The organism is Terriglobia bacterium (assembly GCA_020073085.1).
In the GTDB taxonomy this organism is placed as follows: Bacteria; Acidobacteriota; Terriglobia; order JAIQFV01; family JAIQFV01; genus JAIQFV01.
In genome coordinates this window covers 92,163-107,088 of record JAIQFV010000018.1, presented here as the reverse complement: position 1 = coordinate 107,088, position 14,926 = coordinate 92,163, and the positions used below count along the sequence as shown (strand labels likewise).

Here is a 14,926-nt window from a genome sequence, read left to right as displayed (position 1 = left end):
GATGGTCCCAGAACAGGGCCTTGCCGAGCACGATGGCGGCCTGCCGGTCGACCACATAGTTGGACAGGTTGGCGGGCAAAGGAACTGGAAAGTTCCGGAGCGAACCCGGAGGTGGTGGCGGATCCGGCCCGAATCTTCCTGGCTGTGCCCACCCGGGTTGAATTAAGAAGGCTAATGTGAGTGCTACGAATAAACTGCCGGCAAGGCGTTTACCAAACGTGGATTTCCAGGCTGTCGCCGTCCCCGTGATCTTATTGGCTACCCTCTCCATACTTACCTCCAGTGGTCCTACCGTTCTTCTCTGTTCCAATCAAAATCTGAAGTTGAATCAGTGCATGGGATTTGACGGGGGACCCGAGGTTTGAACCAGCTTGAAATCCGTCATTACAAATTCCTAATCGATTCGACCGGCCGGAAGGATCCTTACAGTGTATAAGCACACATCCCCCCATGACCAAGGCGCTTGAATTCATGTTACTTACTTCAGTGGGATCGGAGGGTCGGTCTCGGTCTTCACCTCAATACGCGATTCATCCAATGTACACAAAACGATATAGCAAACAGCGTGCCAAGTTGGTTGATATTTGTGAGGCAGGGGTAGACTTAGGTGAGAAGGAGTCTCGGTTTAAGTTGTGTTCCTTCGAGTCGTGGACAGAATGGCGTGGAAAGAGGGGGGGCTGCGGATGATCTGAAGCCCATGAATACAATTACTTACATCGTCAGCAGGAGAAAGGCCTCCCTTGCTGCGTCAAGGACACTCACAGTATGGCCGCATGGAATTAGATCATCGTTCGAGCGGGTTAAAAACTGCACGCTCCACTCTGACCACACAAAGCCGCATGTTTCAGCTTAAATCTATGCTGAGCCCATTGTGTTCTATAATGGTCCGGCACACCTCGCCGTCCTTTGAGTTTTTCCTCCGACCCTATAGGGTATCCTCAGCCCTGAATAGATATACCCCAAGAAGATTTTTTTTAGTGGCCCCCAAAGGAAACTATCCAAAGGGGCAATGTTGCTCCCATGATCACCATTCAAGTCTGAGACTTAGCAGGCAAGACCGCTCACGAGAAATCCGCGGAAAGATAAGAGGTCTCCCGTGCTTCAGGCGTAAGGTTCTGGTTTGAGTCTTATTCGGGTGAGGGATCTTGGATTCGAGTCAGGGTAAAAGGTGGGCCATCCATGCATTCGGAGGCTGCCGCGATGCTCGCCGGCCCCCGACGTAATTCTCGGGGGCCTGGCTCGCTTCGTAATACTTCAGTGGACTTAATTCGACGCTCGACGCAACCTCTCACACTCCATAGGTGGTCGAGCCAATGGTCCACTGCCTGCTCTCGCAGTCCTCACTATTGGAGCGTCGCCAACGGGACACTGCTTCCAGCCTCGTTGAAGAAGTTGATGTACACCTCTCCTGGTCCGTTTGACGTACTCAGTACGATCGTTTGAGTTTTGTATCCGCCCCCGTTGACGATTTGTGGCAGAATCTGGATTCCCTGGGAAGGACGGTTCAGATCCGCGACCGGTAGCGTCGAATAGATGGACTCGGCACGCTCGTTGGTCGTCAGCCGCAATGTCAAGAAGCTGGAGGGCTGTGTGCTGGCAATGTTCAGCACCCCACGATAGTCTGCAGGTAAGCTGGGGAATAGCTCAGTGATGAACTTTGCGACGTGCTCGTTTGGCCCAAGGGTCAATGTTGCCCCCTGCGTCGTCCCGTCCAGCCCGTTCAAAGTAAGCGTCAAGACTGACGCCGTGGCGTTACGGTTGACCATCGCGATTCCTGTGTTCCGGCTTAACGGGGCAGAGGCGACCTCTACGTACAACCTTGCCGAGGTTGTTTGCGGACTATCAGGCACTCCGGCTTGACTCACCAGTCCTGACGCCTGATTGAACTGGAACACGCCATTTCCCACCGGCAAAGGACCTGCGCTTACCGTCACCATCGCATAACCCACTCGCAGGGCACCTTTTCCCGTCGTTGCGAATTTCACCATACCGTCCGGCGAGATGGCGAAGGTCAGGGCGCTCTGTGGGCCCGAGGCAGCCCCAAAGTCCAGAGCCAGGGGTGCGCCACTGTCATCGAACAACTCCACCTTCCCGATGCTCTGTGCGGCTGCAGAAGGGTTCATCAGTAGGATCTGGGTCGGATTCCCGCCGCCGTCGACAATCTGCGACAGAATCAGTCGCGATCCTGAAGAAGGGTTCCCCAAGTCCGCCACGGGAAGGGCACTGAACAACATCTCGTTGCGTCCGCTCGTGGCTGTGCTCAAGTTCACGGCCGCGAAGCCATTCGAGCTCGTCAGAGTCACGGTCCCGAGGAATGGACTCGGCAAGGTCGCCAGCAACTGATTCACGAACATCGCTGTATGACTGCGCGGTCCCATGGGTACTGCAGTGGATGCGACCGTCACTCCACTGGCGTCCTTCAAATCCGCTTGAATCGTTATGGCGGTCCTGCCCGGATTCACTAGCGCAAATCCGCTGTTTCTGTCGGCGCTGTAATCGACGAACAATCGTGCCGACTTCATGATGGTCGCTGCCGGCACACCGGCTTCCGTCACCAACGCTCCGTTGCTAAAGCTGAAGTTTGCGATAGCCACTGGATTTGTCGATGTCGATGCACTCATCTCCCCGAAATCGACCGCCAGGGCGCCTGCTCCAGAGGAGATCGCAGAGCCGCCGTCGGGTGGAAGTTGGAAGGTCATTGTCAAACTCGGGTCGCCGGAAACGGACAGCGTCCCAGTCCCGCTGCTGGCCTGGAAATTTGGCCCGCCTGAATAAGTTGCCTCGATCGTGTAATTCTTGGGAACAGTTCCGTCGGGAAGTGTGTAAACCACACTGGCCACGCCACTGACCACGGTCGGCGAGGTTACAGCGCTCCCAATATTGCTGGTGCCATCCATCACTTGGAACGTGACGGTTCCCTGGTTTACAGATGGACCAACAATCGAAGCCGTCAGCGGAACGCTCTGTAGGCTGTTGCTGAAAGTAATAGTCTTGCCATTGACTGCTGTGCTCGTCAGGGCCGCGCCCGGCGCCGCCGCATTCACAATCAAGGTTCCGGTCGCGCTACTGGACTGAAAGTTGGGGCCACCGGAGTAGTTGGCTTGAATCGAATAGGTCTTTGGGGCCGTGCCGGCAGGCAGTGCATAGACAACGCTGGCGGCGCCGTTGGTCAGTGTGCTGGAGGTCACCGCAGTCCCGATATTGCTGGCTCCGTCCATCACCTGAAAGGTGATCGTCCCCTGGTTCACGTTCACTCCTGCTACCGTCGCAGCGAGGGTGACGTTCTGAATACTGTTGCTGAAAGTCGCCGATTGGCTGGCGACGGTGGTGCTCGTAACAGCTGGGGTCACGGGAGCCGAACTCGCCGCAGTGTAAGTGTACTGGACGGACGCGATAATGGTCTTAGCTCTCACTGTGTCCAGCGTGACGTGGATGGTCTCGCCCTTCGCGGGGATGCACGTGATAGGCGAGGTTGGGGCGCATGCAGGACCAAGCGTTATGGTATTAAAGCCGGCGCCTGGGCCCACACCCCCGATGAAGCCAAAGAAAATATCATGGGCGCCAACCACGCTTTCTACCGTCAGGAAGTAGTCGGCACCTGCGTTGCACCACGTAAAGGTGACTGCACCTGCTGGTAGCGTCGACCCGTCGGTGGGGCTGATCATTTGGGCACTGGGGCACGTCGTTTGGGCCTGAACGCAGACTGCGACCAGACAGAAAATCGCTACCATACACATCTTTTGCAAAATGCCTCTCATTTTTAACTCTCCTTTATGCGTTTGTCTTTGGGACCTTCGAGTCCTCTTTTGATCAAGATACTCGTCTAGGTTTGCAGTGCTGAGTTCTTTTCTCATCGGCCCTCACGTCAGTTCATTTCTGGCACCCGCCCAATCTTCAATTCTCAATCAGGGCATCCGGGTCCCGTCTCTTATAGAGGGTTTAGAAGGTCTCAATTAAATATAGCCTTGACGTAATGTGTGGCATTTTATTAAGTGCTTTGTTTCTAACACACTTTGAACACGTTATGTCATTTTAAGAGGGGGTCAAACAGGCCAACGAGAAAGGGTGTGGTCGAAGAGCAGGAACACTGCTCTTCGACCACTGTAGGTCAAGTTACTGACGGATGAGGGTAAGAGCCGAAGGTGCGCTGGCCCCTCCCAGGTTGGATGTGACCACCAAGGGCTTTGCTGGCGGAACGGCGGGTTCAGGTGCTCCCACCAGGGTAAGAACGTAGTTCCCTCCGCCATTGTTCGTGAGCGTCCCCTTTGGAGGCGTAAAGAGGGTTCCGCCCTTTGTAATATAGGGCTGCAAGGTCAGGATCACGTTCGGGCTGACGATCGTATCGGTGACGGTGAGGTCCAGGCGCTGCTTTCCAATCCGGTACACTGCCGTAACGATGGTGATGCCATCCGCCGGCGGTTTGACCGTGACCGAAGTGAGCACCGGCGCTGAACTGACACCGACTGAGTTCTTCGCCGTCACTTGGAACTGCAGGACGGTGTTGGTGATTGTTCCCACTGGCAGCGTGAGGGTGAAGCTGATCGTCGCGCCACTGAAGGGATTCGGGTTAAGGACTATCGGCGCTCCGCCCGTTTGGAGCCAGCTGAAGGTGCAGGCCAGCCCTTGAGGATCGGTGCAAGTCGCCGTCATCGACACCTGCGTTCCCGACGCAACGGTCAGGGCCGCGATGGGGTTGACGGTGGGACCTGTTGCCGCGTTGACCGTGATCGCCACGGAGGCGGAGGAGGACCCGGCGCTGTTCGACACGGTAAGCGTGAAGTTCAGCACTGTGGTCGCGGCCACAATGGGTGCCGTGAAGCTTGGAGTGGCAGTATTCGCTCCCGTAAGGGCTACCTGCGGAACATCTGTGGCGGCCTGGACCCAAGCGAAGGTCAAAGGAGCTGTTCCCGTGGAGGCGTTGCCATTGAGTGACACAGGCGCACCGGAAGCCACCGTCTGGGCCGAGCCAGCGTTGGCGACAGGGGCCGTGACGCTGGGGTTGACCGTGACCGAAGTGAGCACCGGCGCCGAGCTGAGACCAGCGGAATTTGTCGCCGTCACCTGGAACTGGAGGACGGTGCTAGTGGTCGTCCCCGCGGGCAGCGTGAGGGTGAAGCTGATGGTCGCGCCGCTAAAGGGATTCGGAGTGAGGACCGTTGGCGTTCCGGAGGTCTGAAGCCAGCTGAAGGTGCACGCCAACCCTTGAGGATCAGTGCAAGTGGCCGTCAGCGTCGCCACAGAACCCGAAACCACGGTCAGGGCCGGGATGGGGTTAGCGGTGGGGGGCGCTGGGTTGACAGTAACTGTCGTTGAGGCGGAGGAGGATCCTGCGCCATTCGTCACCGTCAGTGTGAAGTTCAATACCGTTGTTGCGGCGACAAGGGGTGCCGTAAAGCTCGGAGTGGCGGTATTGGCACCGGTAAGGGCCACCTGCGGAACATCTGTGGCGGCTTGGACCCAAGAGAAGGTCAAGGGCGCCGTCCCAGTTGAGGCACTGCCGTTGAGCGACACAGCCGCCCCGGAAGCTACCGTTTGCGCAGCCCCGGCGTTGGCGACAGGAGCCGCGGTCGAACCCGGGCAACCCGCGAGCGACGGTGCTGCCGCACCGGGCCAGGGATTAAGCTGTCCTACAAGGGTTCCTGCAGAGGAGGTATAACCACCGCAGGCGAGGAACTGAATATCCTCGAAGTTATTAGGTACGACCGGGGATCCGGGGATGTTCTCCGGGAAGATGTACAACATGATCGGGGCATGGTACTGCCCGTAGATGAGCCCGTTGGCCGAGGTTGTGGTCTGCCCAGGGACCCATGCGCCTTCGACCACCGCCCTCATTTCTCGTGTGGGCGGCAGGAAGGTGTTAGCCGCGTTCATGACGCATTGCTTGTCAGGTTTTGTGACAATGGTCCCAAAGGGTGCACATGGGGGGCGGAAGCGCCAACGCCCTCTGACTGCGCCCGCGGGCGGGCCTGGATCAACGCCGATGGTGCCCCAGTCACGATCCGTCGTGGCTCCCGTGAGGGTACCCAAATCGATGCCATACAGGTGGATGGTACGGGTCGGGTCGGTGGTCATTCCCTCGAACCGTGTTCGGACCGTCGCCTCGGTGCCGCCGAGGACCGTCAGTCCTCCGGTGCCGATCAGGAACACATCGGTTTCCACATAGACAGGGTTGGTTCCCGACATGGTGAAGATGGCGACATTGCTGGTGATGGTGTGAGCCGAGATGTAAGTACCAGCTGTTCCGTTGGCCGGCCACGGACCCGTTGTGGGAGTGGCGGCATCGGTAACAAGCGTTCCCGCGAAACTGACGTAGTCACCGACCTCGAAAGGCGCCTGTTTGGTCGCGTCCGGGAACGCGCCCGGAGCAGCGACTGGATCGTTTGTGGAGAAGCTGCCGACAAAAGCGCCTGTCAGATCCCTCGGTCGATTACCCAGAGGGCACAGAGGATCGTCGGCGTTGCCGGCAACGATTGGATCCGCGGTGACACGCGGGAAGCACATCGGATAGCCGGTTCCGCTCTTAATGGTCGGGTTATCCGGGTCGAGCGTGAACCGTTGATCCGCAGTCATGGCTCGACCGAACTTTCCCGTGGGATCGTTGAGGCGCACCCGGGTGCCGGTGGTAGAGGACCCGATCACGCCGCCGACGCGCATCTCGCCGAGAGTGTAGTCGATGAAGTTGATGAACCCAGCACCGTTGTTCAAGGTCTGCTGGGAGATGAAGATGAGCCCGGCAATGTAAGTGTCCCCCACGCGATTGCCCACCGCCTCGACTTCATATTGGGTGAGGGGCGTTGGAACGTCAGTCATCGCCATGCCCGTTGCTGCGCCGGTGTAGGGAGCCGGAGCCTGAGCAAACAGTTCCTGCCATGTCAGCGCGTTGGCCGGGAGAATCACGATCGTTTCCCGGGGCACGATCACCACATGGCCGTTGACCTTCAAGGTACCGCCGGAATGGGCGTCACCAGCCGTGGTCAGCGTGGCCTCCTGGAGGAAGCCCGTGATGTCAAACTGCGTTGGTGAAACCGGCCCCTGGGCCATGACCGTGCCGGTCGAGGCCAGGAAGGCAAGTAACAGCAGCGCCACTGTGAATGACGCCCAATGCCCCATGAGGCTGGTTCGCCTTCTTAAATTTACTACCCGATTGATGTTCATGAAGGTCTCCTTTTTGTCCTTTTGGTCTTCTTATTTACGAGAGCGTTTATCGTATGATCCTTACTATGTCGTCTCCTCATGGACCCGTTCTTTCTCGTATTTCTTATCAACCACCTCAAAGCCGCTAAGACACACTTCGAGGGCACAAGAGGACGAGGTAATCCACCTCGGCGGTGGCCCTGAAAGGCACTTCCATACTTCGCGGCGGCTTGGAAGTACGCTCACCATCTTGCAGGCTAAGTGCCAAACGGCAGTTGACGGAATAATTTGACTATGAAGGGGGTCTGAGACAGTCCTCACAAATTGAAACTTGTGCGATGGCCGGTGACAATACTGGCGTCGTCACTGAATTGCACGAGATTGTACTAGAGTCATAAATACAACGACTTACCCTCACAATGACGTAGCAGGATCACGCATCTCTGGAAGATTGAGACCTGTGCTGGTTAACTCCTGGGCGAATGTGATGTGGGGGTGTTACAGAGGGAAAATGGGCGGGGGGTTGGAAGGCGGACAAGTGTATCAAGGGATTTCACTCAAATGCCACTGTGTTTCAGAATGAGTGTGGAAGAGCCCACGACTGTGGATTTCTCTCCCGACCAATAAGGGTGAGAATGGGGCCTCCAAAATATACCCTGAGGCGATTTTTTTTTGCTGATGCCCCACGAAATCGTCCATTTGGGGAACGGGTCTTGACCTCTCTCGAGATAAAGTCCCCTTTATGCGATGGGAGAATGGACGGATCCCCTCCCAGCATCTTCTTTGCTGTCAGCAGGGAAAACGGATCCGAATTCCCTTCGAGACGCTTCTCTTACGAAAAAGGCTGCCGGGCGTCGAGGATTTCGACCTGGTGAGATGATTTGGGATGGCTGGGAGAGAGGACGAGCTGCTGATCCGGCGACGGAGTAAGGGGGACAGGGAAGAGGCTTGATTAAACCCGGCGATCTTGCCCCTTCCTATTGTGCCTCCCCGAATTCTTGATGTAAGGCCTTCCCAGTCTATTGGGTCTTCAATTTCGAATAGGGGAAGATATGGGGTTTTTCTTCTGCCCCGGCATTTGTTGAAGCAGGCACTCCCGCTTCGGCCGCTGTGCTCTCGGCCGAGACTGTTGGGATTGCCGGCGCATGAATGATGGCGCCTTCCTGCGCCTTCAGGAACACAAGACGGTTGGAGTTGGAACGGTAGTCTACCTGAATGAAGTCCCCCAACGCGATTTGCTTGGTTGCGGTCAAGTTGGCCAGGGGGAAGACGATCTGTCGTTCGATGGTCCGCTTGAGGGGCCGGGCGCCGTATTGCGGGTCAGTCCCCTCCTTCAGGAGAAACTCCCGAGCAGCATCAGAACAATGGAAGACGAACTTGTTTTCAGATTGAGAATTCAGAATTCGTTGCTGCACATAGCTCAGCTCAATATCGAGGATCTTGGAGAGGTGCTCTGCCTTTAGCGGACGGAACACGATGACCTTGTCAATCCGGTTCATGAACTCAGGTGAGAACTTCCGCTTGGCCGACTCCAGCGCCGTTCGATAGACGAAATCATCGGTTTCGGGCGAGTCGTATTTCTGTTGCGCGGTGGCAAAACCTAAACCAGTGCCCATCATCATGCGGCTGATCTCTCCGCCGCCCAAGTTCGAGGTCATGACGATGATGCATTTCGAAAAATCGACACGACGGTTATCCCCGAGAGTAAGAGTGGCTTTGTCGAGGATTCCAAGCAATAATTTCCAAAGGGCGTCGCTCGCCTTCTCGATCTCGTCAAACAAAACGAGGGTGATTTTCATCCGGTCGTTGTGAAAACGATCCAGCGCTTCCTGGGTCAGCACGGGTTGGGTTTCGCGATGGCCCAAATAACCCGGAGGCGATCCCACCAGCTTGGCAATTTCATGACTGTGCTGAAACTCTCCACAATCGATCTTGACATAGGCGTTGCTGTCGCCAAACAGGACCTCGGCCGCCGCTTCGACGAGGCGGGTCTTTCCCGATCCTGTCGGACCCAAAAAGAGAAGGTTACCAATCGGGCGTCCCGGCACGCTCATGCCGGCCTGGTAGATCTGGAACAGATCTGACATCCGTCTCACTGCGCGCCCTTGGCCGACAACTCGGTCCTGGAGCTTATCTTCAAAATCTTTGATCTGGACGCTTCTCAGGTCGGGGTTCAGTTCGGCCAGCTGGTCGGTCGGGGTTGATGGGATTTGAATTTCCATGGCGGACTCCTTTGGGCCTTGACCCAAATTTGGGTTTTGTCAATCTATCCACCGTCGTTCATTTTGGAAATAAGCAACTTCTGTGCCAGAGCATTTCATTAATTTTAATCGTATGAAGTAGAATGGTTTATATACAACCCATCAACTCACACTCGATGAAATATTGTTTCAGAATAGTTCACTTGTTACATTTTGTTATAGGAAATAATTCATTGGAGCAACGACAGGTCCGTCGACGCGTAGTTTCAGGGCTAATTCAGATTTTCTTTCCTCGCGGTTCTTGTCGAACAACACTCAGGTCTTACTGGCGTTATGGCGTTCATTCAATATGGATCAAAAACCCAAGGCCTTGGGTGTTCACTCGGCGAGAATTCACGGTTTGTAATGGGCTCGCATAAGGCAAAGGGATGGTGTGCAAAGCTTCTGCTTGAGCTGAGCGGGTCAGGAGGAATGAATGAGGAACAATTATCTCGGCTGAATGTGAGGGTGCCGGGACACTAGTGATGTGAGGGGATGGAAATTGTGAATCTACGCCACTGACTATTCGTCTTCCGCATGTGTCGAAGAGGTTGCGGCCCCAGGCTGTGGAGCGAGGAGTGCTGTGAATCTCTCGCGGGTATACACCGAAGGTTTGGCCTGCGGTTTATGAACCACAAATTCTTCCGCCACGGCGAGAATCTCGTCGAAGCTGACGCTTACAGGGGCCAGCAACCATTCCGAGCCCTCTTCGGGATCTGTTCTGACCCAGCGGACAATGCCATGGCAGGAAACCTCAGCTGCCCGGTCATGAGAAGCCGACTTCAGAAAGATCGATGCCCCCTGTTCAATGGCATACTTTCTGACGTCATTTAATTTCAAATCCGCCATAGCTTTACTCCAGACTCCTCGCCGCTGGGGAGGGTGGCAATGCAGCCTTTCGCTGAGCCTCGAATGTTCCCGGAAGCTTCAAAATAACTGCACACAGAATGATTGTCAAGTAGCCCGTTGCAGGCGCCCGTTGCGGGGAGAGCTTGCAAAATCCTCGAAATGGTCTAGAATGATCGCTCAAATTCCAACTGTGCTTACTAATATTGGTTCAAGCGGAGCAATTGCAGTGGAACGAGCAAGGATCCGCCGCCTTCCAACCTAAACCACTGAGAGGAGAGATTTCCATGGCAACAGAACGACCCAAAGGGACGACGATGAAGGGCAACCCGATGACATTGATTGGGCCGGAGCTGAAAGTAGGGAACAAGGCGCCGAGCTTCACGATGCGCAACCAGGACCTTCAGCCATTCACGCTCAACGACACCAAAGGGAAGATCCGGCTGATCAGCGTTGTGCCGTCGCTTGACACGCCGGTCTGTGATGCACAAACGCGACGATTCAACCAAGAGGCGGCAAAGCTGGGCGATATGGTGGAGATCATTACGGTGAGTGTCGACCTGCCTTTTGCTCAGAAACGTTGGTGTGGAGCAGCGGGGATTGACAAGATCAAAGTGGTTTCAGACTACTACGACCGCTCTTTCTCGGAAGCCTATGGAACCTTGATCAAGGAACTTCACATTGACAGCCGTGCGATCTTCGTGGTTGATGACAAGGACACGATTCACTACGTCGAGTATGTTCCCGAAGTCGCCAATCACCCTAACTATGATAAGGCCCTTGCTGCCGTCAAGGGTTTGCTGGGAACGCAGGCGGCTGGGCATCCGGCGTAAGGCACGATCCGATTCCTCTGTCCAGTGCCAGGATCCCAAGGAGCGGGGATGGTCGGGCGCCCCTCCATGCAGGGAGGAGAGTGGACTTCCAGCCTCGCTCAGGCCCTCAGGCGGGCGAGGGCGGTTGTATGGGTGTTTGATCGTAAGCGCCCTAAAGCGCGAAGCCGCAATCAATAGTGAATATTTGTCCTGTGGTCGAGTCACCTGCGGCCGACGCCAGCAACGTGACCTGCTCTGCAATGTGTTCCGGATCTACGAATTTCTTCAGGGCTGTTGAAGCAACGTATTGTTGAGCGACCTCTTCGCTGGTTCGTCCCAGTTCTGCTGCCCGCCGTTCAATGACGTTCTGCATTCTTTCCCCGCGAACAGGTCCGGGACATATTGCATTGACCTGGATATTAAATTCTCCAAGTTCCGCCGCAAGGGTCCGGCTCAGTCCCAACATTCCCCATTTGGAAACCGAATAGGGGGCACGCAGCGGATAGGCCATCGTCCCGGCAATAGATGCAATATTGATGATCTTCCCGCGGCGACGGGGGATCATGTACTTGAGGGCAGCCCGGGAGCAAAGGAACGCCCCGGTCAAATTGGTATCTATGGTTTCGTTCCAATCCCCCAAAGTCACATCAGCGACGGGAGCGGTGGGCCCTGCGACTCCGGCATTGTTGATGAGGATCGTTAGCCCCCCGAACCGCTCCGCAGTGGCGTCCACGAGTCGAGTCACCTCCTGCTCCCTCGAAATGTCGCAACCGGTGATCATTACTTGAGTTCCTGGGTGCGCCAGTTCCTCAGCGACCTTTTCCAGCTGTTTCCGGTTCCGGCCGCAGAGGGAGAGGGATGCTCCTTCACGAGCAAAGGCCAATGCAACAGCGCGTCCAATCCCCTTGCCTCCGCCCGTGATCAACGCGATTTGATCCACCAGCTTCATGAATACCTCCCGTACCCCATGAGGAGTGAAATGCCTGTCTCATTCCATGAGGAATGCCTTCATCAAACGCCAGAAATTAAACACATCGACTTTCGAGGAGATCTCATAGGGAGAATGCATGGACAAGACTGGGACGCCCATGTCGATCACCTCAATCTCCTCCCGGGACAGGAATTGGCCGATTGTTCCCCCTGTTCCGACGTCCACTTTGGGGGTTTGCGTTTGCCAGGGGATGTGGTGTTCGTCGAGGATCTTCCTGATTTGTCCGATGAACTCAGAGTTGGCATCAAACCCGTGCCCGTAGCGCTTAATAGAGACGCCATATCCCAGGCGCGCCGTATTGCTAACCTCGGCCGTGGAAGGGAAGATCGGATTCAAGCCCAGATTAACGTCGGCTGAAATGGCCTTTGAGGCATGCAGAGCGTGGCGAACTTGGTTCTCGTTGAAAGACCTGGGGGATTGGGCTTCGAGCAGTCGACCCACCGTTTCCCGGAGGAAGGTGGAATTGGCCCCCGTATTATTGTCCGACCCGCTCTCTTCGTTGTCAGAGAGATAAATGAGCGCGGTGTGTCTCGGGACCGCCTCGAGGTCAAGCAGCGCGCGGAGGGCGCAAAACGAGCTGAGTTTGTCGTCCTGTCCATAAGAGCCCGTGAGTCCCCGGTCCAAGCCGACATCAGCGGCGGAGGCGGCCGGCACCAATTGAAGCTCTGCACTCACAAAATCTTCCTCCTCAACCTGGTACTTTTTGAGAACTCCCTTGACCGTTTCGGACAGTGTCGTGTTATCCCCCGGAATGGAACCTGCTATCGGGTCCATTTCTTCTCCCTTAAACACCTCGCTGTATTTTCGATCCTGCATTTCCTTGTCTTCGTGGGGAGCTACGTCGGGAATTAAAAAGACTGGGTCACCGGCCTGGGCTCCGATTGACACATCGACGTGGGTCCCGTCCTTCCGATCAATCCGACCGACCAGGGCCAGGGGGACGTTTGCCCATTGGTACTTCTTGATTCCACCGTGATATGTGGTTTTGAAGACAGTAAATCCGCTGGCGGAGACAAACGGACGGGCCTTGAGTTCGAGCCGCGGCGAGTCGATGTGTGTGCCGATGATATGCAGCCCGGACGCAAGAGGCTCCCGCCCGACAACCACCAGGATCAGGGCTCGATCCCGGTTGTTAAAAATCAACTTCTTGCCTGGGACGACGGATGTCTGTTCCGAAAAGATTTCAAAGCCCGCGGATTCCGCCCGGGGAATGGCCTCGCGCGTCGCCATCAACTCCGTTTTGGAGGCGTTGAGGAACCGTTTGAAGTCTCCATTTAACGAGTCCATGACAGTTCGGTCGGCTTCGGTCAGTTGTTGCCACCCTGACTTCTTTGCAGACCAGTCGCCGGCGTCTTGTGCCTGACCTGTTGTCGAAGTGGATGCCAGCATGAGAAAGACCATCACACAAACGGTGACTGGATGTTTCATGGGCGATGAGCCTCGATTTGAATTGGCTTAGGAAACTGTGTTTCGTTTAGATCTTAAAGGAAAGACGAGAATCTGGGGAGAAAATTCTTGGAGACGCCACTTCGTTGAGAGGGCATTGCCCCCTGGACCGGAGCTCCAGTCGTCCAGTTGGGGGATCGTCGCAGGGTTGTTCGATGGGCTCCCGTTCGCCATAGGGAAGCGAAAGGAGCACCATTCTGTCAGGAGGTCTTAACCTTGTTCACCTCTTTCAAAGGAACGTTCTTCGACCATGAGTCCCATTAAGCGAGGGTGAAGGGGCAGGAGTTACGGTTCTTTCCGCTGGCTTTCGCGATCGGAGCTGGCTGTGGCACGGTTCTTATTTAACCACCGGGACCCGGTGGCGCAGGATTTTGATGCTCAAGTGGGAATTCCCAGCTTGGGGAGGATGTAAGTCTGCAGCAAGATCCAGACAGCGATGAATAGCAGTATCCACCAGTCGCTCATTAAAAGCCCTCGGTTCGAGATCTACCCTGAAGGAACACTCTGTCCTCATGAGAATGGAGGCCATAAGTAGAGAAGGGGAGATCCTTACCTACTTCATTATCGGATTGGCCGGCGAACCGCCGGTCTCAACCCGCTCAAGTGAACCGTGCCCCGCCGCAGCCGCCCGCCGCTGCCTGACTGCGACCTTCCTTCCCTGCGCTGAACGTCGAGAATAGTTGCTCCGTCTTGCTGCTGTGACACTTTGGGCACTTGGGTTTGTTGACTCCTGAAGAGAGAATTAACTTTTCAAAGGCATGTTGGCATCGGGCGCATTTATATTCGAACAACGGCATGATTCAATTCCCTCTCTCAGTTCATTTATTCCCTCGGAGCTCCTTCGGCTGTCCCGGCCGCCTCGGGCTTCCCCTGCTGGATTTCGTAATCAAACGACATCCGGGCTGTTTTCCCCAGCATTGCGGCCGCCCCGCAATACTTTGTTTCGGATAAGTGAATGGCGTCCTCGACGGACTTCTCCTTGATTTGAACACCATAGACAACGTAATGGATGTGGATTTCAGTATAAACGGTAGGAGCGGTTGGAGCGCGCTCCCCCCGAATCTTGATTTCCAGCCCGGTCACGTTTTCGCGTTTCTTGCGCAGGATGTTAATGACGTCAGTGCCGGTGCAGCCCCCCAATCCTAGGAGCAACAGCTCCATCGGGCCGATCCCCGAGTTGCGGGTCCGGTCGGCATCAATGACCATCCCATGGCCGCTCGTGGGGATTCCGACGAACTGATTTCCATCGATCCATTTGACTGAAGTCTCCGTCGCCATTTGTGGACTCCTAATTGCTTGCCTTCTAACGCGTCCAACCACCATCCAATATATAGAGATTCAATTACCTGTTCTGCGACTCAAGAAATTTCCACAACTCAATGACGAATAAAGTGAGGAATTCTGTGAAGATGGCATGCCAGGGTGGTTGCATATGGACAGGTTCTTATACCACATGG

At 55.6% G+C, this 14,926-nt stretch carries 10 protein-coding genes; 1 reads left to right on the top strand and 9 read right to left on the bottom strand.

Features of this window, described 5'->3' with window-relative positions; translation table 11 throughout:
- The 5 genes from LAO21_17425 to LAO21_17405 all read right to left on the bottom strand — a co-directional run.
- On the bottom strand, window positions 1-271 hold a 271-nt coding region (locus LAO21_17425), incomplete at its 3' end, for a hypothetical protein (protein ID MBZ5554502.1).
- Between the two features lie 1,072 nt (window positions 272-1,343).
- Window positions 1,344-3,758 carry an Ig-like domain repeat protein gene (locus tag LAO21_17420; GenBank protein MBZ5554501.1) on the bottom strand — a complete coding sequence of 805 codons (2,415 nt, stop codon included), beginning with the start codon at window positions 3,756-3,758 and terminating at the stop codon, window positions 1,344-1,346.
- A 355-nt stretch (window positions 3,759-4,113) separates the two neighbouring features.
- On the bottom strand, window positions 4,114-7,155 hold the full coding sequence (locus LAO21_17415; GenBank protein ID MBZ5554500.1) for a hypothetical protein: 3,042 nt from the start codon (window positions 7,153-7,155) through the stop codon (window positions 4,114-4,116).
- 998 nt (window positions 7,156-8,153) lie between these two features.
- A complete protein-coding gene (locus LAO21_17410; protein MBZ5554499.1) occupies window positions 8,154-9,356 on the bottom strand; it encodes an AAA family ATPase in 1,203 nt (400 codons plus the stop codon).
- Window positions 9,357-9,896: 540 nt separating this feature from the next.
- Window positions 9,897-10,223 carry a hypothetical protein gene (locus LAO21_17405; protein MBZ5554498.1) on the bottom strand — a complete coding sequence of 109 codons (327 nt, stop codon included), beginning with the start codon at window positions 10,221-10,223 and terminating at the stop codon, window positions 9,897-9,899.
- Window positions 10,224-10,507: 284 nt separating this feature from the next.
- Here LAO21_17405 and tpx point away from each other — a divergent pair, with 284 nt between their 5' ends.
- Window positions 10,508-11,053 carry a thiol peroxidase gene (tpx, locus tag LAO21_17400; protein MBZ5554497.1) on the top strand — a complete coding sequence of 182 codons (546 nt, stop codon included), beginning with the start codon at window positions 10,508-10,510 and terminating at the stop codon, window positions 11,051-11,053.
- 151 nt (window positions 11,054-11,204) lie between these two features.
- Here the strand turns inward: tpx and LAO21_17395 are convergent, their stop codons facing one another.
- The 4 genes from LAO21_17395 to LAO21_17380 all read right to left on the bottom strand — a co-directional run bounded on the left by LAO21_17395 (window position 11,205) and on the right by LAO21_17380 (window position 14,747).
- Window positions 11,205-11,981: an SDR family oxidoreductase gene (locus LAO21_17395; protein MBZ5554496.1), complete on the bottom strand. Its 777-nt coding sequence runs from the start codon at window positions 11,979-11,981 to the stop codon at window positions 11,205-11,207.
- 39 nt (window positions 11,982-12,020) lie between these two features.
- Complete coding sequence (locus tag LAO21_17390; GenBank protein ID MBZ5554495.1) at window positions 12,021-13,451, bottom strand: peptidase M18; 1,431 nt, start codon at window positions 13,449-13,451, stop codon at window positions 12,021-12,023.
- A 617-nt stretch (window positions 13,452-14,068) separates the two neighbouring features.
- A complete protein-coding gene (locus tag LAO21_17385) occupies window positions 14,069-14,266 on the bottom strand; it encodes a zinc ribbon domain-containing protein (GenBank protein ID MBZ5554494.1) in 198 nt (65 codons plus the stop codon).
- A gap of 25 nt (window positions 14,267-14,291) precedes the next feature.
- A complete protein-coding gene (locus LAO21_17380) occupies window positions 14,292-14,747 on the bottom strand; it encodes an OsmC family protein (protein ID MBZ5554493.1) in 456 nt (151 codons plus the stop codon).
- Window positions 14,748-14,926 lie beyond the last annotated feature (179 nt).